Source organism: Pseudooceanicola sp. NS-SX8 (assembly GCF_057380755.1).
The window spans coordinates 3,202,805-3,223,875 of the sequence record NZ_CM170819.1; the positions used below are offsets into that span (position 1 = coordinate 3,202,805).

The 21,071-nt window shown below is 64.7% G+C and carries 18 protein-coding genes; 3 read left to right on the forward strand and 15 right to left on the reverse strand.

The window, feature by feature from the left end:
• Positions 1–2: 2 nt before the first annotated feature.
• From AC2IR1_RS14730 to AC2IR1_RS14740, 3 genes are read right to left on the reverse strand one after another with little or no spacing between them, the layout of a single operon-like run.
• Complete coding sequence (locus AC2IR1_RS14730; RefSeq protein ID WP_486472724.1) at positions 3–800, reverse strand: FMN-binding protein; 798 nt, start codon at positions 798–800, stop codon at positions 3–5.
• Entirely contained in the window at positions 793–1,584 is a 792-nt protein-coding gene (locus AC2IR1_RS14735; protein ID WP_486472725.1) for an RnfABCDGE type electron transport complex subunit D, read from the reverse strand. Before AC2IR1_RS14735 ends, AC2IR1_RS14730 begins: the two co-directional genes overlap by 8 nt.
• Entirely contained in the window at positions 1,581–2,858 is a 1,278-nt protein-coding gene (locus AC2IR1_RS14740) for a Na(+)-translocating NADH-quinone reductase subunit A (RefSeq protein WP_486472726.1), read from the reverse strand. Before AC2IR1_RS14740 ends, AC2IR1_RS14735 begins: the two co-directional genes overlap by 4 nt.
• Positions 2,859–2,978: 120 nt before the next feature.
• On the opposite strand from AC2IR1_RS14740, the gene AC2IR1_RS14745 reads away from it, so the two are divergent.
• From AC2IR1_RS14745 to adh, 3 genes are all read left to right on the forward strand, one after another.
• Positions 2,979–4,130 (forward strand): cytochrome C, encoded by a 1,152-nt coding sequence (locus AC2IR1_RS14745; RefSeq protein ID WP_486472727.1) that lies wholly within the window; start codon positions 2,979–2,981, stop codon positions 4,128–4,130.
• Positions 4,131–4,298: 168 nt separating this feature from the next.
• Positions 4,299–5,222 (forward strand): helix-turn-helix domain-containing protein, encoded by a 924-nt coding sequence (locus tag AC2IR1_RS14750; protein ID WP_486476420.1) that lies wholly within the window; start codon positions 4,299–4,301, stop codon positions 5,220–5,222.
• A gap of 142 nt (positions 5,223–5,364) precedes the next feature.
• The gene (gene adh, locus AC2IR1_RS14755; RefSeq protein ID WP_486472728.1) at positions 5,365–6,885 is read left to right on the forward strand and encodes an aldehyde dehydrogenase; all 1,521 of its coding nucleotides are present in this window, start codon (positions 5,365–5,367) and stop codon (positions 6,883–6,885) included.
• Between the two features lie 215 nt (positions 6,886–7,100).
• Here the strand turns inward: adh and xylB are convergent, their stop codons facing one another.
• From xylB to AC2IR1_RS14815, 12 genes are all read right to left on the reverse strand, one after another.
• Positions 7,101–8,552, reverse strand: coding sequence for a xylulokinase (gene xylB, locus AC2IR1_RS14760; protein WP_486472729.1), 1,452 nt, complete (start codon positions 8,550–8,552; stop codon positions 7,101–7,103).
• Between the two features lie 3 nt (positions 8,553–8,555).
• On the reverse strand, positions 8,556–10,022 hold the full coding sequence (locus AC2IR1_RS14765; protein WP_486472730.1) for a mannitol dehydrogenase family protein: 1,467 nt from the start codon (positions 10,020–10,022) through the stop codon (positions 8,556–8,558).
• Positions 10,023–10,100: 78 nt separating this feature from the next.
• Complete coding sequence (locus AC2IR1_RS14770; RefSeq protein ID WP_486472731.1) at positions 10,101–11,105, reverse strand: ABC transporter ATP-binding protein; 1,005 nt, start codon at positions 11,103–11,105, stop codon at positions 10,101–10,103.
• A gap of 52 nt (positions 11,106–11,157) precedes the next feature.
• Positions 11,158–11,988 carry a carbohydrate ABC transporter permease gene (locus AC2IR1_RS14775; protein WP_486472732.1) on the reverse strand — a complete coding sequence of 277 codons (831 nt, stop codon included), beginning with the start codon at positions 11,986–11,988 and terminating at the stop codon, positions 11,158–11,160.
• Between the two features lie 12 nt (positions 11,989–12,000).
• Entirely contained in the window at positions 12,001–12,867 is an 867-nt protein-coding gene (locus AC2IR1_RS14780) for a carbohydrate ABC transporter permease (protein WP_486472733.1), read from the reverse strand.
• 117 nt (positions 12,868–12,984) lie between these two features.
• On the reverse strand, positions 12,985–14,286 hold the full coding sequence (locus AC2IR1_RS14785; protein ID WP_486472734.1) for an ABC transporter substrate-binding protein: 1,302 nt from the start codon (positions 14,284–14,286) through the stop codon (positions 12,985–12,987).
• 96 nt (positions 14,287–14,382) lie between these two features.
• Positions 14,383–15,408 (reverse strand): LacI family DNA-binding transcriptional regulator, encoded by a 1,026-nt coding sequence (locus tag AC2IR1_RS14790; protein ID WP_486472735.1) that lies wholly within the window; start codon positions 15,406–15,408, stop codon positions 14,383–14,385.
• Positions 15,409–15,583: 175 nt separating this feature from the next.
• Positions 15,584–17,035: an aldehyde dehydrogenase gene (locus tag AC2IR1_RS14795; protein WP_486472736.1), complete on the reverse strand. Its 1,452-nt coding sequence runs from the start codon at positions 17,033–17,035 to the stop codon at positions 15,584–15,586.
• Between the two features lie 10 nt (positions 17,036–17,045).
• Entirely contained in the window at positions 17,046–17,825 is a 780-nt protein-coding gene (locus tag AC2IR1_RS14800; RefSeq protein ID WP_486472737.1) for a coniferyl-alcohol dehydrogenase, read from the reverse strand.
• 9 nt (positions 17,826–17,834) lie between these two features.
• On the reverse strand, positions 17,835–19,313 hold the full coding sequence (locus AC2IR1_RS14805; RefSeq protein WP_486472738.1) for a flavin-containing monooxygenase: 1,479 nt from the start codon (positions 19,311–19,313) through the stop codon (positions 17,835–17,837).
• 25 nt (positions 19,314–19,338) lie between these two features.
• On the reverse strand, positions 19,339–20,181 hold the full coding sequence (locus AC2IR1_RS14810; protein WP_486472739.1) for an alpha/beta fold hydrolase: 843 nt from the start codon (positions 20,179–20,181) through the stop codon (positions 19,339–19,341).
• A 122-nt stretch (positions 20,182–20,303) separates the two neighbouring features.
• Positions 20,304–21,071 carry a 3-ketoacyl-ACP reductase gene (locus AC2IR1_RS14815; RefSeq protein ID WP_486472740.1) on the reverse strand — a complete coding sequence of 256 codons (768 nt, stop codon included), beginning with the start codon at positions 21,069–21,071 and terminating at the stop codon, positions 20,304–20,306.

A 21,071-nucleotide genomic window follows, 5' to 3' on the forward strand; every position in this document is an offset into this window, starting at 1 on the left:
GATCAGAACTCCCCGCGCCGGATGGCCTCGATCAGCGGGCCGTAACCCAGGTCCCCAAGCCAGAACCGCAGGATCCGCGTCATTGCGGAGCTGGTCCGCGTGGCCCCGGTGATCCCGTCGACCTCGTACTCGGTCGCGGCGGGCCCCTTGGCGACGGCGAAGCGGACCTCCCCCGCGGCGTCGACCGTTTTCACCCCGTTGAAGGAGGACTGCCATGCAGGCTCCTCGATCCGGGCCCCGAGGCCGGGTGTTTCGGACTGATCCGTGATGGTCAGCCCCGCGATGGTGTGCATGTCCCCCTTCAGGGCCAGAATGCCGTCGATCTGACCGTTGTACCCCTGCCCGCTGAACGGCAGCAGCAGCAAGGAGATCTCCTCTCCGGTCCGCAGCAGGTAGACCTGCGCGTAGTCCGGTCGCTGCACCAGACCGGCCAGGTCGTCGCCCGCATCCAGGACGGTCCAGTTCGCGGTGTCTCCCAGGGCGGTTTCAAGCGTCGCCGGGGTGATCTGGGTCGCCGCCCGCCCCTTGTCGAGGTCGATCACGACCGTGGAAAGCGTGCCGCCCGACTGTTCCAGAAGGTCCGACATACCGGGAATGCCGGCGATCAGCGCCTCCAGCCGGGCCTGCTCCTCCGCCGCGCGATTGGCGGCCTGGATCGGCCGAAGGATGACCGTCGCCCCGCTGACCATCAGCGCGCAGCAGGCCGAGACAAGAAAGGCCACGACGACAGTCTTGGTCCGGCTCTCGTTCGGCAGGGCCAGCAGCCGGCGCCAGGCGGAGAATGGGTTGAGGTCAGCCAAGGTACTTCCTCCGTCTTGCGCGCCAGATGGTAAGGGCGGTCTCATCGAGTATCGGGGCGGCGAGCGATGCCAGAAGCGCTGCGGAGACCGTGATCTGAACCGGTTCGCCGCCCTGCCAGCCAACCGCGAAGAGCACCACCAGCGCCCCGTAGAGCAGACCGTTGCCCCAACGGCCCGGTCGGGTTGCGGCACTGGCGACCGGATCACAGACCAGCAGAACGAGGCCCAGCCAGGCCGCCGGAAGCACCTCGGCCAGGCCCTGGGGCCAGCTCCCCCCGGAGGCGAGCCAGGTCACGCCCGCCGCCAGCAGCGCCCCGGCCAGAACGCGCCCCGGAAGCACACCCAACAGGACACCCAGCCCCGCCGCGGGGATCGCCGCCCAGGCGACCGGCAGAACGAATTCGGGCCAGGGGGCGGCGGGGAAACCGAAGCCCAGGAAGGCAAGCGTCACCGTTGCCGGGTTGATGACATTGCGTCCCCAGCCGCCGAAGACCAGCTCGCCCATAACCGATCCGAAGGTGATCCCCAGGATCAGCCGGGCCGGGCCCAGATCCTCGGGGGCCAGCATCGCCACGGCCAACGCCGTCACCGCCCCGGCGAAGCTGGGAGGCTGCGCGCGGGCAATCATGAAGAACAGGTGCCAGATCCCGGACACCAGCAACGCAAGGGCAAGGCGCCCCGAGGCCTCGATACCGCCATACCAGAGCCATGCCAGGGCTAGTGGCATCAGGCAGATCAGCAGCAGAAGCGCAATCGTTTCCCTATCCCAGATCCCCCGGCTCATGCGGCTTCCTCCGCCGCGATGCGATCAAGGGACACCCGCAGCATCGTCGACAGCGGCGGCTCCGCCCCTGTCACGTAATCAGCAAGGGCCAGGTCCTCCTCCAGCAGGGATAGCCCCCCGAGCGAAACCAGGGTTTCGTCATCTCCGGACGACAGGGCGCGGACAAGCGCAACCCCGGCGAGCGTACCACCGAGCGCCTGTTCCAGCGCGGCAGAGGGGATGATCGGCAGCGGTCGAGCCGCACGGCGCAACGCGGCGCGAAACCAATGACCCCTGTGCGGAGGCCTGTGCCTTGGCAAAACCGTCACCAGCCGGTCGCGCGGCCCCAGCCAGGCCCCTTCACGCCCCTCCAGCGAGGATCCGAGCAGCAGGCTCTGCGCCCCCGGTTTCGTGAAACCATGGCACAGCCCGCGCAGGCTCGCCCCCTCCTGACAGCGAAGCAAACGCGCCTCGGTCATGGCGGGACCGGCAACCGAAACGGTGCGCAGCATCGGGCGCATCCCGCTCATAAGCAGCGCACCGAGATCGGCCACATCCTCTGCCGCGACATCCCAGACCGGCGCCTCGACCGACGCGGGGTGTCTCGCATGAATGCGGAACCCGGCCAGCCCGCCGGGATGAAGAGAACCACAGGTCAGAACCTGCAACCGGCCCTCGATCGCCCCCGGCCCGGCCAGCAGAGGCCCTTCAGGCTGGCAGAGGAAAACGGGCCCCTCCGTCAGTCGCCCAAGGGCTGCCAGACCCCGGAGCAACTCTTCTCCACGGCCCTCCAGCTGTGCCACCGGGTCGGCGGCGAGAGGCCGGCTGTCGACCGCCATGACGAAGATGGCGGCGGGGATCTCCTCCGATCGGGGCATACGCCCGAAAGGACGGCTGCGCAGCGCCCGCCAGAGCCCGCTTGCCTGCATCAGCGCCCGCAAGGCGCCGTCATCCCCGGCAGCCGCACCTTCCACGTCATGCTGATGGCGGTCCTCCCCGGGTTCCCGGAACAGGACGATTTCCTTCAGCTGCCGACCCGGCCCCAGTCGCACCTGCGCGACCCGCGCAGGCATCGGCGCCACCAGGCAGATTTCGGGGTGATCGCGCAACCGCGCGACCGGAGCGCCAGCCGGGATCGGGGCATCTTCCGCCACCAGCATGTCCAGTCGCAGATGTTCGCCATGATTCGCCGTGATCGCAGCCTCGTCGGTGATCAGATCCGTCAGTGCCGGCGCCGAAACGGACACGCCCTGAGTGGGCAGAGCCAGCCCTGCCTCAATCGCACGTTGAAACATCGTCCCTCCAATTTGATGGCATGATCTGGCCGGGCACCCACTCGCACATTGCTCAATACGCCACCGAAGGTACTATGGCATGGGAACGCCATTTTGAAAGCCAGCATCAGGGAAAAACCAATGCCAGGTCTCTTTGCAGCCAAAAGACACTTCGTTTCACTTCTGATCGCCTGCTTCTGCGCCACCGCCGTTCCGGCCGTTGCCCAGGACGATGCAGTCACCCCTTTCGTCCTGCCGGAAGCAGGCCCATTTGAACCAAAGGCGCTTTCGGCGCAGAACACCGCGGCCATCACCGCCTGGCTGAAAGGCGGGCATTCCGACGCCACTGCAGAGGCCTTCCGCCACTGGGACGAGGACGGCGAAATCCCGCCCAACTGTTCCGTTTGCCACTCCGGCGCGGGCTTCCGCAGCTTCCATGGCCTCGACGGCAGCGCCCCCGGCCTGCCGGAGAACCCGATTCCGACCGGCGGCGTGGTCGATTGCGAGACCTGTCACAACGACGGGCTCGCCTCCATCACGGAAATCACCCTGCCCTCCGGTGTCGTGCACCCGGTGGTCGGGGTCGAAGCCGCCTGCATGACCTGCCACTCCGGTCGTGCCGCAGGCAGCAGCGTGGCCGGTGCGGTTGCGGACAAGCCCGTCGACACGCCCGACCCGTCGCTGCGCTTCGTCAATCCCCACTACGCCACGGCAGCGGCCAGCTGGCTCGGCGGATATGGCGGTTCCGGCTATCACTACGACGGCAAGACCTACTCGGGACGTTTCTTCCACGCCCGTCCGGTCGCCACCTGCGTCTCCTGCCATGATAAGCACAGTCTCGAAGTCAAAGTGGAAACCTGCACGACCTGCCACGACGCAGAGGGCCCGCGCGCCATCAGAATCCGCAAGCAAAGCTATGACGGGTCCGGCAACCTGTCCGTGGGCATCCAGTCCGACATCGCCGCGAACGCGCAGACACTGATGGATACCCTTGTCGCCTACACCGGCGAGGTGGCCGGCACCGCGCTCGTCTTCGAAGCGCATTATCCGTACTTCTTCGCAGACGCGAACGGCGACGGTGTCGCGGATCAGGTTGATGGCAAGACGGTGAGCTACGGCAGCTGGACCCCGCGATCCCTCAAGGCGGCCTACAACTGGAAGCTGGTCACCGCAGACCCGGGCATCTACGCGCATAATCCGCACTACGCGCTGGAGCTTCTGTACGACTCGATCGAGGATCTGGCCTCGGCCACGGACAGCGTCGATTTCGACGCCCTGAACATCCTTCGCTAGGCCGGAATGAGGCGCGCCAACCGCGTTCCCGCCCCTTCTACCGGGGCGGGAAGACGCCGGGAATCGGGCATCTCTTGAACTTGCAAATTGTCTGTAGGCTTACTCTGGGGTAATCAGGTCGTGGAGGAGACCGAAATTACCGACAGAAGCCTGCATATCGAACGGGTGATGAGCGCCATTGCGTCGCGCTCCGCCGCTGCACGCTCGCCCCTGGCTGCGTCCTGGCGGCGTTCGGCCACGCACTTCGGGCTGGACCCGGCGACCGAAACCCCCGTTGATCGCCTCGCCCAGGAGGCCCTTGCCACCCGCCGTGGCGAATTGGAACGCTTCATGCGCATCGCCGCGCCCAAGCTGGACCAGCTTTTCGACCTGGTCGGCCAGTCCGGCTGCGGCGTCCTGCTGACGGATGGCAGCGGGATCATCCTGGACCAGCGATGTTCCTCCGGGGATGCGGACACCTTCCGCGACTGGGGCCTCAGCCCCGGTGCCGACTGGTCGGAAGCGGCGGAGGGCACGAATGGAATCGGCACCTGCATTGCAGAACAGCGGCAGGTCACGATCCATCGCAATGAACACTTCATGGCGCGCAATATCGGCATGTCCTGCATGGATGCGCCCATTTTCGATCCGGATGGCCAGATCCTGGCAGCGCTTGATGTGTCCTCAGCCCGTGCCGACCAGACCGAGGGCTTCAACCGGCTGATCGCGGCAATGGTCGGTGAAACCGCCCGCGCAATCGAGGCGGACTTCTTCCGCTCCTCCTTCCCAAAGGCCCGGATCGTCGTGACCGGTGAAGGTGAGGCAATCGCGGGCGCGCTCCTCGCGGTGGACAATGACGATATCGTCGTCGGCGCCACCCGCGAAGCCCGCCGCGCCTTCGGCCTGGAAACCTGCGGCAGCTTCAGACCCCGTCCGGCATCGGATCTCTTCGGTCGCGAAGACGGCGCCAAGGGCTTCGAAAAGGCGGAACGGGCCGCGGTCAAGCGGGCCCTGACCCGCGCCGGCGGAAACGTTTCGGAGGCCGCACGCGACCTCGGGATCGGCCGCGCCACGCTCTACCGCCGCATGAAGCGCCTCGGCATCGGCGACTAGCCGCAAGAGAACCTGGCCCCTGTCTCTGATCTGAGACACTTCGCCGGATCCGAATGCTTGCCCCATCCTGACGAATCCTTCGGCCACTGCCATCTTCCCTGACACCCGGATGGAGGATCCGGGCACATGGAGGAGACCCAAGATGAACGAGATGACACAGGCCGCAGGGCAGTACACCTCGCCGTTCAAACAGCGCTACGACAACTTCATCGGCGGCAAGTTCGTCGCCCCCGTCAGTGGCCGCTACTTCGACAACATCACCCCCATCACCGGCGCGACCGTTTGCGAAGTCGCCCGTTCCGATGCCGCCGATGTGGAGCTGGCCCTTGATGCGGCCCATGCGGCAAAGGACGCTTGGGGAAAGACACCCGCGGCGGAACGGAGCAACATCCTGCTGAAGATCGCCGACCGCATCGAGGAAAACCTGGAGCTGATCGCCACCGCGGAGACCTGGGACAACGGCAAGCCGATCCGGGAAACGATGGCGGCAGACATTCCGCTTTCGGTCGACCATTTCCGCTACTTCGCAGGCGTCCTGCGCAGCCAGGAAGGCACCATGTCCGAAATCGACGCGGACACCGTGGCCTACCACTTCCACGAACCCCTGGGCGTCGTGGGGCAGATCATTCCCTGGAACTTCTCGGTCCTGATGGCCGCATGGAAGCTGGCCCCGGCCCTGGCCGCGGGCAACTGCATCGTGCTGAAACCTGCGGAGCAGACCCCGGCCGCCATCATGGTGCTGGTGGAATGCATCGCGGACCTTCTGCCCGACGGCGTGTTGAACATCGTTAACGGCATGGGCCCCGAAGTGGGCAGCCCGCTGGCCGAAAGCGACCGGATCGCCAAGATCGCCTTCACCGGTTCGACCGAAACAGGCCGCATCATCATGAAGGCCGCAACCAAGAACCTGATCCCGGTCACGCTGGAACTCGGCGGCAAGTCCCCCAACATCTTCTTCTCCGACGTGATGGCCGAAGATGACGCCTTCCTCGACAAGGCGGTCGAAGGCTTCGTCCTCTTCGCCTTCAACCAGGGAGAGGTCTGCACCTGCCCGTCCCGCGCGCTTATCCAGGAAGACATCTACGAGGAGTTCATCAAGCGCTGCATCGCGCGGGTGGAAGCCATCGTTCAGGGAGACCCCCGCGACATTAACACCATGGTGGGCGCGCAGGCCTCGGCCGAGCAGCAGGACAAGATCCTGTCCTACCTGACCATCGGGGTCGAGGAAGGCGCGGAAGTCCTGGCAGGGGGCGCCGCGGCACGGTTCAACGGCGACATCGCCAACGGCTACTACATCCAGCCGACCATCCTGAAGGGCCACAACAAGATGCGCGTCTTCCAGGAGGAAATCTTCGGCCCCGTGGTCTCAGTCACCACCTTCAAGGACGAGGAAGAGGCGATGGCGATCGCGAACGACACGATGTACGGTCTCGGCGCCGGCGTCTGGACCCGTGACGGGACCCGCGCCTACCGCTTCGGTCGCGGCATCGAGGCCGGCCGCGTCTGGGTGAACAACTACCACGCCTACCCGGCCCACGCGGCCTTCGGGGGTTACAAGCAATCCGGCATCGGGCGGGAAACCCACAAGATGATGCTCGACCACTACCAGCAGACCAAGAACATGCTGGTCAGTTACAACCCCAACAAGCTCGGCTTCTTCTGAAGCGAGGTCGGACGGCAGCGGCCACATCCCTCCCGCTGCTGCCGTCCTTCAGATCCCCCGGGCGGATGCCGTCGTCTCCATCCAGGCTTCGGCCGTCTCCCCCTCGGCCTCCGGCCCGATGTCCCCGGGTACCGGGGGATCCGGCCCCGCGTCCTTCCGCGGGGCCGGTTGCCTTTTGCGGGTCCGTTGCCTTTTCGAAAAGGAGGCGCGACGCCCTATTGAATGGCAGAAAGCCCCGCATAGGCCGCGCGGAAGCCGGCGTAGCCTTCGTCGAACTGGTCTTTCAACCCGGCCACGGGTTCGATCCGTTCGCAGTCCGTGGGCGGAAGCATCACATCCTCGGGCCGGCGCCCCGTCGCGGCGGTGATCCCCAACCGTGCGGCGCCCAGTGCCGCGCCGAACTCCCCTCCGCGCGGTCTGAGCAGCGGCAGATCCAGCACGGTCGCCAGCAACCGCAACCAATAGCGGGAGGCCGTCCCGCCGCCGATCGCATGGAGCGTTTGCGGCCTGGCCCCGACAGCCCGAAGGGCCTCCGCACTGTCGCGCAAACCGTAGCAGACGCCTTCCAGCACCGCGCGTGTCATTGCCGCCAGGTCGCTTTCGGTCCCGAGCCCCGTGAAACCTGCGCGTATGTGCGCATCATTGTGGGGCGTTCTTTCGCCTGCGAGGTAGGGAAGGAACCGCTCCCTTCCCGGCGGGGCGACGTCCTCTCCCAGAAGCGCTGTCAGCTCTGCCGGTCGGCGACCGCAAATGCGGGAAAACCAGTTCAGGCTGTCCGTTGCCGAAAGCATAACGCCCATCTGGTACCAACGGTCCGGCACCGCATGGCAAAAGGTATGCAGGGCGGTTTCCGGCGCGGGCATGCAGCCATCCCGCGCGACCAGCAGCACGCCGGAGGTTCCAAGGGAAACGAACCCCTGCCCTTCATCCAGCGCCCCGATCCCGCAAGCGGCTGCAGCATTGTCCCCAGCACCACCCGCAACGGCAACCGGCCCCGACAGCCCCCAGCGTGCGGCAAGCTCCGCGCGCAGATCCCCTGCATGCGCCGATCCCTCTACCAACCGGGGCATCTGATCCGCCCGCATGTGCGAAACACCCAGCAAACCCGAAGCCCAGTCCCTTGCCCGCAGATCCAGCCAGGAAGTCCCCGCGCTGTCGGACATGTCCGCCACGTTTTCGCCGGTCAGATAGCGCGAAAGGAAAGCCGCCGGCAAAAGGACCGTGGCGACCCGCGCGTGGACCTCGGGCTCATGGATCCGCAGCCATTCCAGCTTGGGCGCCGTGAAACCGGGGAAGACGATGTTGCCCGAAGCCTCCTGCACGCCCGACGTCCGGTCGAGTTCTGCAGCCTCGAGATGACTGCGGGTGTCGTTCCACAGGATGCAGGGGCGCAGCACCGCGCCCTTGCGATCAAGCAGGGTCGCCCCATGCATGTGCCCCGCGACACCGATGCCACGCAGCCCCGCGAACTCGGGGTGGCTGGCACGAAGCTCTGCCACTGCGTCCTCCAGGGCGGCAATCCACTCTGCCGGGTCCTGCTCCGACCAGCCGGGTTTGCGACACTGCACGGTGCAGGCTCGCTCCGCCGCCCCGATCGGCACCCCCTCCGCATCCACCAGCAGCGCCCTCAGGCCCGAGGTGCCAAGGTCGATCCCGAGAAAGCTCATGGTTCAGCCGTCCAGGTAGGCGGCAAGGGTCGCCTCTGCCCCGTGATCATACAAACCCTGCAGCCAGCCGGCGAAGCTCTCCGCGAAGTCGGCAGCGTCGGCGAGGCTGCCATAGAACTGTCGTTGCTCCAACCAGGCCTGTGGCTCCTGCTGGGCAGCGACAGCGGCACCGACCAGGTCTTCCCAGACCGGATCGTTGGGTTCGATGACCGTCCCATTTTCCCTGACACCGCTACACATTCGCGCCCAGAGAGCCTGGGACAGGGCAAGCCCCGCGACCGACGCGCCACCCGCCAATCCCTCCCGGATCACAGGCAAAAGCGCCCCGGTATGGCGCGATGACCCGTCGAAGGCCACGCGGCGCACGGTATCCAGGATCTCAGGGTTGGAAAAACGCCTCTCGATCAGGTCGACATAGGCCTCTGGCGTCATGCCCGGAACGTCGCGGATATGCGGCGCGATTTCCTCTGTAGCGATCTTGCGAAAGAGGCCCCGGATCAGCGGGTGAGCCATGGTTTCCGCAATCGTCGTCAGGCCCAGGATCTCTCCGGCGTCCGAAATGATCTGGTGGCCGCCATTGAGGATACGCAGCTTCATCGCCTCAAAGTCATGCACATGTTCAGAGATGGTCGCCCCGACCTTCTCCCACGCGGGGCGACCGGCGCAGAATTTGTCCTCTATCACCCATTGGCGAAAGTTCTCATGGGTGACGGGCGCCATGTCCTCGACACCGAAACCCTGCGCCAGGGCAAGTTCGCGCGCCCCGGTGGCCGGCACGATGCAGTCCACCATGGAATTGGGAAAGCTCACCTCGGCCTCGATCCAGTCGGCAAGCGCTGGATCCGATAGCCTGGCCAGAGAGGTGACGACTTCCTTCAGGATCGCACCGTTGCCGGGAAGGTTGTCGCAGCTCTGGCAGGTGAAGGGCCCCGTCCCTTCTGCCCGGCGCATGCGCAACGCCGCGACAATGGCCCCGAAGGCCGTGCGCGGTGCCAGCGGTGCAGCGGCATCATGAGCGATGTCGGGATGGGTGGGATCAAATTTCTTGGTCGCCGGATCAAGGTAATAGCCGCCTTCCGTGACCGTCAGCGATACGATCCGGATCTCCGGTGCGGCCATCTGGGCAATCAGCGGCCCGTTCCCCTCCGCAATCGGAATATACCCGATGATGGAGCCGATGACCTCGGCCGAGGTGCCAGCGGGGTCCAGTTCGATCAGCGTTGTCAGCCCGTCCTGGGCAAGCAATTTTTCCCGCATTGTGGCATCATAGGGCCTCACCCCCGCGCCAAGGATGCCCCAGTCCATCGCCTGCCCTTCCTGCATCAGCCTGTGCAGGTACCAGGCCTGATGGGCCCGGTGAAAATTCCCCATGCCGATATGCACGATGCCCGGGGTGATCGCATCACGATCGTAGACGGGGCGCAGCATGGTCTCCGGGAGGTCGGAAAGTGTGGCGTTGCAAAGTTTCATGAGCAGGTCTTTCGCACGAGGAGCGGGCGCGGGAGGAGCCGCGGTGTCCGCGCCCGCGAATGGGCGCGGAAGGGCCGTTCAGTCAAAGCGCAGGCCGTCAGCGCCGAACTTGTGAACGGAGTCGTCACGCGGTGTCAGGAAAATCCGGTCGCCGTGGCGGATGGAAACTTCCCCCCCGGCCCGCACGGTGATCGTTTCCGCCAGGCCGGTTTCATGGATGTGGAAGAAGGTATCGGAACCGAGATGTTCCGATACGCCCACCTTCCCGGACCACTGCCCTGCTTCGGCCGACACGTCGATATGCTCGGGCCGGATCCCGATGGTGTGGGCTCCGTGCTTCGCCGCTTCTTCTCCCTCGATGAAGTTCATCTTCGGAGAGCCGATGAAGCCGGCAACGAACAGGTTGCGCGGACTGCGGTAGAGTTCCAGCGGGCTGCCCACCTGTTCGATGTTGCCCTTGCGCAGCACCACGATCTTGTCGGCCATGGTCATCGCTTCGACCTGGTCGTGGGTGACGTAGATCATCGTGGTCTTGAGCCGTTCATGCAGCTCGGAAATTTCCAGGCGCATTCCGACCCGCAGCGCAGCGTCGAGGTTCGACAGCGGCTCGTCGAAAAGGAAGGCTGCGGGTTCGCGCACGATGGCACGGCCGATCGCCACCCGCTGCCGCTGGCCACCCGAAAGCTGCCCGGGACGCCGGTCCAGGTAATCCGTGAGATTCAGCACCGAAGCGGCGTTTTCGACCCGCTTGTCGATCTCTGCCTTGTCCAGCTTCGCCATGCGCAGGGGGAAGGCGATGTTCTTCCTCACCGACATATGCGGGTAGAGGGCGTAGCTTTGAAACACCATGGCCAACCCGCGTTTCGCCGGCGGCACATGCGTGGCATCCTCCCTGTCGATGCGGATCTGGCCGGAGGAGATGTCCTCGAGCCCCGCGATCAGCCGCAGCAGGGTGGACTTGCCGCAGCCGGACGGGCCGACAAAGACGGTGAATTCGCCATCTTCGATGGTCAGGTCCAGCGGCGGGATGACTTCCAGGTCGCCGAACCGCTTGGTGACCTTGTCGAGGGTGATACGTCCCATTGTCTTCTAGTCCTTGTTTCAGGGCTCTATTTCCGGGCCATGCTGGCCTGTTTCACTTCACCGCGCCGAAGGTCAGACCGCGCACCAGCTGCTTCTGGCTGAACCAGCCCAGGATCAGGATCGGCGCGATGGCCATGGTGGAGGCCGCCGAGAGCTTGGCGTAGAACAGACCTTCGGGGCTGGAGTAGCTGGCGATGAAGGCCGTCAGCGGCGCCGCTTTCGCAGCCGTCAGGTTCAGCGTCCAGAAGGCCTCGTTCCAGGCGAGGATGATGTTGAGCAGGATGGTGGAGGCGATGCCCGGCACCGCCATCGGCGTCAGCACATAGAGGATCTCCGCCCGCAGGGTCGCGCCATCCATCCGGCTCGCCTCCAGGATCTCCGAAGGGATCTCGCGGAAGTAGGTGTAGAGCATCCAGATGATGATCGGCAGGTTGATCAGCATCAGCACCACCACCAGGCCGATCTTGCTGTCCAGCAGACCCAGACGGATGAAGATCAGGTAGATCGGGTAGAGCACCCCCACGGCCGGCAGCATCTTCGTGGACAGCATCCACATCAGGATGTCCTTGGTCCGCTTGGAGGGCACGAAGGCCATGGACCAGGCGGCCGGCACCGCCACGATGATGCCGAGCAGCGTGGAACCGCCGGCGACGATGATCGAGTTCCACAGGTAGCGCATGTAGTCCGAGCGCTCCTGCACCACCGCGTAATTCTCCAGCGTCCAGTGGAAGTTGAGGAACAGCGGCGGGCTGGCGATCGCATCGGCTTCGGTCTTGAAGCTTGTCAGGATCGTCCAGAGGATCGGGAAGAAGATCAGCAGCCCCACGGCCCAGGCAAGGACGGTGTTCAGGATCTTGCGGTTGGTTCTGACGGCTCGTGCCACGGTCTCTCCTCCTCAGGCGTCCAGGTTCTTGCCGACGATGCGCATCAGGAAGAGCGCGACGATATTGGCGAGGATGATGGCATAGACACCACCGGCGGAGCCGAGCCCGACGTTCTGGCTTTCCAGCACGCGCTGGAAGATCAGGTAGCTCAGCGTCCGGGTCCCGAAGGAGCCCTGGGTGGTCACGAAGATCTCTGCGAAGATCGACAGCAGGAAGATGGTCTGGATCAGGACAACCACCGTCATCGCCCGCCCGAGGTGCGGCAATACGATGTGCCAGAAGCGCTTGATCACCGGGGCGCCGTCCATCTCCGCCGCTTCCAACTGCTCGCTGTCGAGCGACTGGATCGCGGTCAGCAGGATCAGTGTCGCGAAGGGCAGCCATTGCCAGCTGACGATCAGGATGATCGAGGGCAGCGAGGCCTCGGTCAGCCAGGAGACGGGCTCCGCCCCGAAGGCCTTCCACAGGTGCGCAAGCAAGCCATTCACCGGGTCCATGAACATGTTCTTCCACACCAGCGCCGACACGGTCGGCATGACGAAGAAGGGCGCGATCACCAGGATCCGCACGATTCCCTGTCCCCACATCGGCTGATCCAGCAGGATCGCCAGCAGCACGCCGAAGACCACGGTGATCACCAGAACCCCAAGGACGATGACCAGGGTCGTCTGAACTGCGGGCCAGAACGAGCTGGAGGAAACGAAGCGGACATAGTTGTCGAAGCCCACCCAGCCCAGGTCGCCACCTCTCAGTGGCAGGTATTTCTTGAAGGAAAACCAAAGGGTCATGGTGAGAGGAACCAACATCCAGCCAAGAAGCAGGATCACCGCTGGGGCCATCATCAGCCGGGCTGCGGATCGGGAATGCTGTGTTGCCATTGAAAGCACCTCCGCCACCGGCGCGCGGCGCCGATCGTCGTCAGGGTGTGGGTCTTTGGGTGAAGTGCCGAAGGGCGCACGCCAGCGCCCTTCGGTCAGGTTGTCAGCATGGACGGCTCAGTAGCCGGCCGCTTCCATCGCATCGGTGGTCAGGGCCTGGGCCTTTTCCAGCGCTTCTTCGGCCGTTTGCTGGCCGGCCAGCGCGGCAGAGAACTCCTGCCCCACTTCGGTGGCGAAACCCGCGAATTCCGGGATCGCGACGAATTGCACGCCGACATAGGGCACCGGATCGACGGTGGGCTCCAGCGGATCAGCAGAGTTGATGGAGTCGAGGGTCATCTTGGCGAAGGGCACCTCCTGGTACTCCGGCGTCTCGTAGAGAGAGGTCCGTGCACCCGGGGGAACATTCGCCCAGCCTTCCTTGGACGCGACCAGCTCGATGTACTCTTTCGAGGTCGCCCACTCGATGAACTCCTTGGCGGCGTCCACGTTGTCGGTGCCCGCCGGGATGCCAAGCGCCCAGGCCCAGAGCCAGTTGCCACGCTTGCCCTTGCCGGTGTCGGGCGCCAGGGCAAAGCCCACCTGGTCGGCGACCGAGCTGTCATCGGGGTTGGTCACGAAGGAGGCCGCCACCGTGGCGTCGATCCACATGCCGCACTTGCCCTGCTGGAACAGCGAAAGGTTCTCGTTGAAGCCATTGCCGGACGCACCGGGAGGGCCCGCCTTGTCCATCAGGTCCAGATAGAAGGTCAGCGTTTCCTTCCAGGCGTCGCTGTCGAACTGGGCCTGCCAGTCCTCGTCGAACCAGCGCGCGCCGAAGGAGTTGCCCATGGCCGTCAGGAAGGCCATGTTCTCCCCCCAGCCGGCCTTGCCGCGCAGACAGATGCCGTAGATCTCGTTGTCCTTGTCGGTCATGGCCAGGGCCGCATCCCGGATGAAGTCCCAGGTCGGCGCCTCGGGCATTTCCATGCCGGCCTTTTCCATCAGGTCCTTGCGATACATGATCATGGAGCTTTCGCCGTAGAAGGGCGCCGCGTAGAGCGTGCCGTCGACGGACAGGCCATTGCGCATGGCCGGCAGGATGTCGTCCACGTCGTAGTCGTCGGACAGGTCGTCCAGCGGCACGAGCCAGCCGTTGGCACCCCAGATCGGGGTCTCGTACATGCCGATGGTCATGATGTCGAACTGACCGCCCTTGGTCGTGATGTCGGTGGTGACGCGCTGACGCAGCACGTTCTCCTCCAGCGTCACCCATTCGACCTCGTGGCCGGTCTTCGCGGTGAAATCGTCGGTCAGACCCTGCATGCGGATCATGTCGCCATTGTTCACGGTCGCGATGGTGATGGTGCCTGCGTGGGCCGCAACCGCCGAAATCAGCGTAAGTGCAGTCGCCGCACGAAGTGCGTTCTTGGCAAACATCCTTTTCCTCCCTTAACTCTGGATGCCTGCAGACCCTAGCCAAGCCTCTCATGACTTGTCAAAATAAATTTTACGCGCGGAAATTTTTAACTTTGCTCACGCAGAATCCCGCATCACGAGCCGCCCTTCGAAGAAGGTATTTTCCCTTGATTTTTCATCGCCCTCTATGGCCTGAAACAGCCTCTCCACCGAGGTGCGGGAAACGGACTCGTAGTCCTGCGCGACCGTGGTCATCGGCGGGCAGGTGAAGCGTGAAAAGGGGTGATCATCCTGCCCGGCGACGCGAATCTGGCAATCGGGTTCCAGCCCGACCTTCAGCCCGCGCTTGTAACACGCCGTCAGGAAACCGATTGCCAGTCGGTCATTGCTGCAAAGAACCGTATTGGTATTGAACGCGCCCTCATCAAGCGCCGCCAGGCCCCCGCGAAGGCCGATCTCCTCGAAGTCCCAGCCCTCGCCCGGCGCACGCACGATCCGAGGCTCGTGGCCATGCGCTTCCATCGCTTCGATGTATCCCAGCCGACGCCTGTTCGCGTTCGGGTTGGCTGGTGTCTCCATCTCGAAGAAGCAGGGCGGCTCGCCGGACCTGCATAGATACTCGACGATGAGCTTGGCAAACTGATGGTTATCGGAGCCGACGAACGCCAGGCCGAAATCCGGCAAGAAGCTGTCGAACAGCACGGTCGGGACATCGGCGCAGAACTTCTCCACCACCGCCTTGTCCGATCCCCGCCCGAGCGCCGCGAGAAGCACGCCCGCGGGCTTGAGAGAGCGCAGACTGTCGAGGATGTCGTTTTCAAGCGCCTGCTGCCCGTGTGAGCTGTAGAGCGTTGGCTGATACCCGACATCGATACATCGCTGTTCGATGTTGCGCGCCAGTTCGGCAAAGAAGGGATCCGCAAGGTAGGGAACCACGATGCCGACATTCTTCGTCAGCTTCCGGTTCTGATTGATGGCAAAGACGTTCGGTCGATAGTCGTACCGTTCCAGCGCCTCCTCGATCCTTGCCCGGGTCGTTGCGCGCACGCTCATCGGATCCTGGAAGTATTTCGAAACCGTCGGTCGAGAGAGCCCGCTAACCGAGGCAAATTCCTCCATGTTCCTGATCTTGCCACCCGACACGCGCGCGCCCTCCATACTCAAACGACCAGCCCTATCTTTACACGAACTTTCCGCGCGACAAGATCAAATCAGGAGTAACTTCCCGGACCCGCGATTCCCCACCCATTATCCGCCTTGCAAAAACGAAAGCCCCGGCCGTGACCGGGGCTGTCCATATCGTGTCGGCCCGAGGGCCTCAGAAAGGATAGTGCTGCTTGGGATCCTCGATCGTGATCCAGCGAAGCACAGTGAATTCGGCGATCCCCGACTTGCCGCCGAACCGGCCATAGCCAGAGGCTTTGACACCGCCGAAAGGCATCTGCGGCTCATCCGAAACCGTCGGGCCGTTCACGTGGCATATGCCGCTTTCGAGGCGGTTCGCCACATCAAGCGCCCGGGTGATATCCTGACTGAACACGGCCGAGGAAAGTCCGTACTCGGTATCGTTCGCGACCCTGATAGCCTCTTCCGTGTCTGCCACGCGGATCACGGACTTCACCGGACCAAAGCTTTCCTCGGCGTAGATGCGCATCTCGGGCGTCACACCGTCCAGCAGGGTCGCGGAATGCAGGGCACCTTCGCACGCGCCCCCAGCCACGAGTGTCGCGCCCTTCGCCGTGGCATCGGAAATCAGGGCTTCCATCTTTGCACCCGCTTCCGGAGAGACCAGCGAGCCCAGCACAACATCGCCCTTTGCCGGATCGCCCCACGGCAGGGTCGCGGCCTTGGCGGCCAGCTTCTCGACGAAGGCATCGGCCACGGCATCCACGACGATGATACGTTCGGTCGACATGCAGATCTGCCCCTGGTTCATGAAGCTTCCGAAGATCGCCGCATTCACCGCGCCCTCCAGGTCTGCATCTTCCAGAACCACGAAGGGCGCCTTGCCGCCCAGTTCCAGCAACGCGGGCTTCAGGTTCTCACCGGCCAGACGACCGATGATGCGACCGACTCCGGTGGATCCGGTGAAGTTCACATGCCGCACCTCGGGCGCCTCGATCAGGGCCTTCACCACTTCAGCCGCGTCTTCCGGGGCGTTGGAAATGACGTTGATCGCCCCTTTGGGCAGCCCCGCCTCCGTCAGGCACTCGCCAATCAGCCGATGGGTGCGCGGGCACATCTCCGATGCCTTCAGAACTACGGTGTTGCCGCAAGCCAGCGCCATGGCGACAGCGCGCGTCCCCAGGATCACCGGCGCGTTCCAGGGCGCGATGCCCAGGCAGACGCCACGCGGCTTGTTGACGGCCATGGCCAGCGTGCCCGGCTTGTTCGAGGGGATGACCTCCCCGCCGATCTGCGTGGTCATGGCGCCTGCCTCGCGCAGCATGCCAGCGGCAAGGTGCACGTTGAATCCGGCCCAGATCCTGGTGGCACCGGTCTCTTCGGTCATGGCGGCAACGAAGTCACCGGCACGGGCATCCATGATGTCGCCCGCCTTTACCAGCACGGCGCGGCGCGCCTCCGGCCCCAGGGCGGACCATTCGGCAAAGGCCGCCTGTGCCGCGGCAACCGCAGCCTTGGCATCGGCAACGGACGCCGCCGCCGCGCGGGTCGCGGTTTCGCCGCTGACCGGATTCACGCGGTCATAGCTGCGCCCACCCTCGGCGGCGGCATTCTCGCCACCGATCAGAAGATCCAGATCCTTCATGATTATCTCCTCATTCCAGGCCGTTGGACGTGGCCTCGATATGGGCCCTCATACCACCGTCGCAGGGAATATTCACGCCCCGCAGCCAGATCGAACCCGGCGACAACAGGAACGTGACCACCGGCGCGATGTCCGTGGGCCTGCCCGGACGGTCCATGATCCGCATGTCCTCCTCGGCGCGCTCGCCCAGGGTTTCCAGGAAGTCACCCAGGATCGGCGTATCCACCGGCCCGGGGCTTACGCTGTTCATGCGGATGCCCCGGTCGCGCCAGGTCCAGCGGTTCTGGTGGGTCCAGGCGACCAGCACCTGCTTGGTGAAGAAATAGCTGTTCTCCGAAGTGATCCCGTTTGCCGCGCAGAAGGCCGGGACATCGGAATGGGTCAGCCCCTCGGCCGCCTTGATCTTGGCGACCTCCCCTTCCCAGCCGAGACCGGCCAGAGAGGCGAGGTTCACGATTGAGGCCCCATCGGCCAGGCTGCCCACCAGCCCCATGGTCAGCTTCTTCAGTGCCACCAGGTTCACCGTAAGAACCACTTCCTTGGGGGCGGTCGGCGGCACACCGGCGATGTTGGCCAGACCGTCGGCCTTCAGGTCGCTCAACTTGGCGATGAGCTCGTCCACCGCGGCCTCGTCCATCAGGTCGACCTGATGGAACTCCTGCATCTCGATCGCAGGCGGGTTGCGGTCGATCCCGACGACCTTGCCGCCAGCCGCCAGTACCTGCTTCGCCGTCTCCTGACCGATCCCCGAGGAAACCCCGGTGATGATGATGATCTTGTCCTTCAACATGGTCTTTCCTTACTCGGCTGCGACAGCGCCCGTGGACATCTCGTAGCCCTCGGGGTGGAAGTGGCCGTTCTCGTCACGGAACGAATGCGCATAGTCCGGCCAGACCAGCGTCAGGCGGCCGGAGCGTTCATCGACGTACCAGGACTTGCAGCCGCCAGCGAGCCAGACGGTGCCTTCGGCCCGGCCCTGCAGCTTGTCCATGTAGGCGTCTTCGGCGGCGCGGGTGGCCTCGAAAACCTGGACCTGCTGGGCTTCAAGGTGATCCAGCGCTTCCAGAATGTAGTTCACCTGCGCCTCGATGATGTAGACGACCGAGTTATGGCCCAGGCCGGTGTTCGGCCCGTTGATGATGAAGAGGTTCGGGAAGCCATTGACCGCGATGGAGTCATAGGCCTGCATGCCCTTGTCCCAATGCGCGTCGAGGCTGATGCCCTCGGTGCCGAAGACCCGCGCCGCGAAGGGCGGACGGACAGCCTCGAACCCGGTGGCGAAGACCAGCACGTCCAGCTCATAGCCCTCCCCGCTGGCGCCATAGACCATGTTGCCGTCGATCTTTGCCAAGGCCGAGGCCTCCAGCGTCGTGTTCTCGGCGCACATGGCGGGGTAGTAGGCATTCGAGATCAGCAGGCGTTTGCAGCCCACGTCGTAGTTCGGCGTCAGCTTGGCGCGCAGCTCGGGGTCGGGCACGTTCTGCTCCAGGTTCCCCAGGGCAAGAGCGCGGGCCTCTGCGATGAAGCGGGGCACGTTGCGGCGCTGCGCGAAGTTGTATTCGCCAGCCCAGAAAATTTCCGACCGCATGGCCTCCACGGTCGAGGGGTCACGGCGGAACATGCGCTTTTCGCCCTCGGTGAAGGCACGGTCCCAGCGGGGGATCATGTAGGGGGCCGAACGCTGGAAGACGACCATCTCGCTGGCCACCTTCTGCATCTCGGGCACGATCTGGATCGCCGAGGCGCCGGAGCCGACAACCCCGATGCGCTTGCCTTCCAGCGGCACCTCATGGTTCCAGTCGGCCGAGTGGAACAGGTCGCCGGTGAAGGTCTCGATCCCGTCGATCTTGGGCATGTGGCTGTCGGCCAGGTGGCCGGTGCCGGTGATCAGCACGTTGCAGGTGTAGTCGCCCTTGTCGGTCTCGATGGTCCAGAGCTTCGTCGCATCGTCCCAGCGGCTGGCCAGCATAGAGGTGCCGAAGTGGATATGCTCCAGCAGGCCCTCGCCCGCGGCGCAATCCCGGATGTACTGCTGGATCTCCGGTCCCGGGGAAAAGACCCGACTCCAGTCGGGTTTGGGCAGGTAGGAGAAGGAATAGAGATGCGAGGGCACGTCGCAGGCGACGCCTGGATAGTGGTTGTCGCGCCAGGTGCCGCCGACATCCTCGGCCCGTTCGATGATCAGGAAATCGTTGCGGTCGGTGCGCTTCAGCTGAATGCCCATGCCGACACCGGCAAAGCCCGCGCCGATGATGATGATCTTGCTGTGGGTGGTCATGATGGGAACCTCCGTTATCTCGGCGTCAGGGTTTCTGGGCGGGGATCATGGTGCCGGCCGGATAGGTGTCCGGGGCCCGGGTGAACATGTCGATCTGGTGGAACAGCTCGGCCGCGCGTTCATGCACCACGGCATGGCCCGAGGGGATCTCGGTATAGCGGGCATCCTCGATGGCGCCGAAGAGCTGCTTGGAATGATGCTTGGGCACCATCATGTCGTAGGCGCAGCCGATCACCAGGGTCTTGGCGGCGATGGTCTCGCAGTCCGCCGCGATGTCGATCCGGGTGTTCAGATCCATCTGCTTGTCGACGAAGGGCGACATCTTCAGCATCCCTGCCGCGCTTACCATGTCGTCCAGCGTCTTCATGTTCATGAAGGCGGGAGAGAAGGCGCAGAAGGTCATGTATTCGGTGATCGAGGGGCTGTCCTCGTCCCGCAGCTTGCGCCAGCCCCGGTTGCGCATCTTCTGATGGGTGTCGGTCTTCAGCCAGCCGGCGACCAGGATCAGGTTCTCGACCTTGCCCGGCAGCTCTGCCGCGACCTTGGCCACCACGCAGGCGCCCAGCGAATAGCCCAGCAGGGTGATCGGGCCTTCGGGCACCGCATCCTCGATCACGGCGCGGACCTGGGCCACCAGATGGGCCAGCTCGACCGTTTCGCCGTCCGGCTCGGACCAGTCCAGTGCGATGACCCGCTGACGGTAGGCCATCATCGGGAAGATGTAGCCGAAATGCCCGTCGATCGAGCCTGCGGTGCCATGCACCAGCACCAGCGGCGTGCGGCCATTGTCGGGGCCCGCCACGCGGTAGCGGACGGTCACGCCATCGACGGTCACTGCACCGTCCTGATATTGGACCTCATCGAGCATGTCTCTCTCCTTTGCATGACGATGCCCGCCCCGATGACGCGGGCAAGCGCCACCGGCTGCCGCAGGAAGGCCTGCGGCTGCGGGATCATTTGGGTCTGTTCAGGGCCTTTCGGCCCGGGGTCTTAGGCCGTGGGGATGTGATACCCCCCGTCCACGTAAATCGGTTGGCCGGTCACATAGGGCAGATCGCCCGAGGCGAGCGTTGCCGCCACGCGACCGATGTCGGAGGTTTCGCCCCAACGTTTCTGCGCCACGGCACCGCTTTCGATATAGGCGTCGATCTTGCCCGTGGGCGCCGATCCGGTCATCTCGGTCCGGATGAAGCCCGGACGGATCTCGTGCACCGCGATGCCGGAGGCGCCCAGCCGGTCGGCGTAAAGTTGCGTCACCATCGACAGCGCCGCCTTGGACACGCAGTAGGGGCTGCGGTCCGTCGACACATGGGTCGCCGCGATCGAGGCGATGAAGGTGATCGAGCGGTAGTGCACGCTGTCGCGGCCCACCATCCGGTTCGCCATCGCCTGGGTCAGGAAGAAGGTCCCGCGCAGGTTGATGCCAAGGTTGCGGTCAAAGGCCTCGGGGCTGATCTCCAGCAGGTCGGTCAGCGGACGCGAGGCGATGCCCGCGTTGTTCATCAGCGCATCGACCGGGCCAAGGGCGGCCTCGACCGCGTCCAGCGCGGCCTCGTGGGCGGAGAGATCCGCCAGATCCATCACGCCGAAGTAGCCCTTGGCCCCTTTGGCCGACAGCTCTGCCAGCAGGCTTTCGGACTTCTCGTCTTCCAGCAGGTCCACCGCTGCAACGTCAAAACCCCTGTCCGCCAGGGCCAGCGCGATCCCGCGCCCAAGCCCCTGGCGGGCCCCTGTCACCAGGGCAACAGGTCTCGTCAT

Bases quoted from the DNA above. Each gene is read 5' to 3' on its own strand.
- adh (WP_486472728.1), top strand. From the start codon at position 5,365: ATGAACGAGATGACACAGGCCGCAGGGCAGTACACCTCGCCGTTCAAA.
- AC2IR1_RS14785 (WP_486472734.1), bottom strand. From the start codon at position 14,286: ATGTTTGCCAAGAACGCACTTCGTGCGGCGACTGCACTTACGCTGATT.
- AC2IR1_RS14770 (WP_486472731.1), bottom strand. From the start codon at position 11,105: ATGGGACGTATCACCCTCGACAAGGTCACCAAGCGGTTCGGCGACCTG.
- AC2IR1_RS14740 (WP_486472726.1), bottom strand. From the start codon at position 2,858: ATGTTTCAACGTGCGATTGAGGCAGGGCTGGCTCTGCCCACTCAGGGC.
- xylB (WP_486472729.1), bottom strand. From the start codon at position 8,552: ATGAGCTTTCTCGGGATCGACCTTGGCACCTCGGGCCTGAGGGCGCTG.
- AC2IR1_RS14815 (WP_486472740.1), bottom strand. From the start codon at position 21,071: ATGACGAGACCTGTTGCCCTGGTGACAGGGGCCCGCCAGGGGCTTGGG.
- AC2IR1_RS14745 (WP_486472727.1), top strand. From the start codon at position 2,979: ATGCCAGGTCTCTTTGCAGCCAAAAGACACTTCGTTTCACTTCTGATC.
- AC2IR1_RS14795 (WP_486472736.1), bottom strand. From the start codon at position 17,035: ATGAAGGATCTGGATCTTCTGATCGGTGGCGAGAATGCCGCCGCCGAG.
- AC2IR1_RS14750 (WP_486476420.1), top strand. From the start codon at position 4,299: ATGAGCGCCATTGCGTCGCGCTCCGCCGCTGCACGCTCGCCCCTGGCT.
- AC2IR1_RS14805 (WP_486472738.1), bottom strand. From the start codon at position 19,313: ATGACCACCCACAGCAAGATCATCATCATCGGCGCGGGCTTTGCCGGT.
- AC2IR1_RS14810 (WP_486472739.1), bottom strand. From the start codon at position 20,181: ATGCTCGATGAGGTCCAATATCAGGACGGTGCAGTGACCGTCGATGGC.
- AC2IR1_RS14780 (WP_486472733.1), bottom strand. From the start codon at position 12,867: ATGGCAACACAGCATTCCCGATCCGCAGCCCGGCTGATGATGGCCCCA.
- AC2IR1_RS14735 (WP_486472725.1), bottom strand. From the start codon at position 1,584: ATGAGCCGGGGGATCTGGGATAGGGAAACGATTGCGCTTCTGCTGCTG.
- AC2IR1_RS14765 (WP_486472730.1), bottom strand. From the start codon at position 10,022: ATGAAACTTTGCAACGCCACACTTTCCGACCTCCCGGAGACCATGCTG.
- AC2IR1_RS14800 (WP_486472737.1), bottom strand. From the start codon at position 17,825: ATGTTGAAGGACAAGATCATCATCATCACCGGGGTTTCCTCGGGGATC.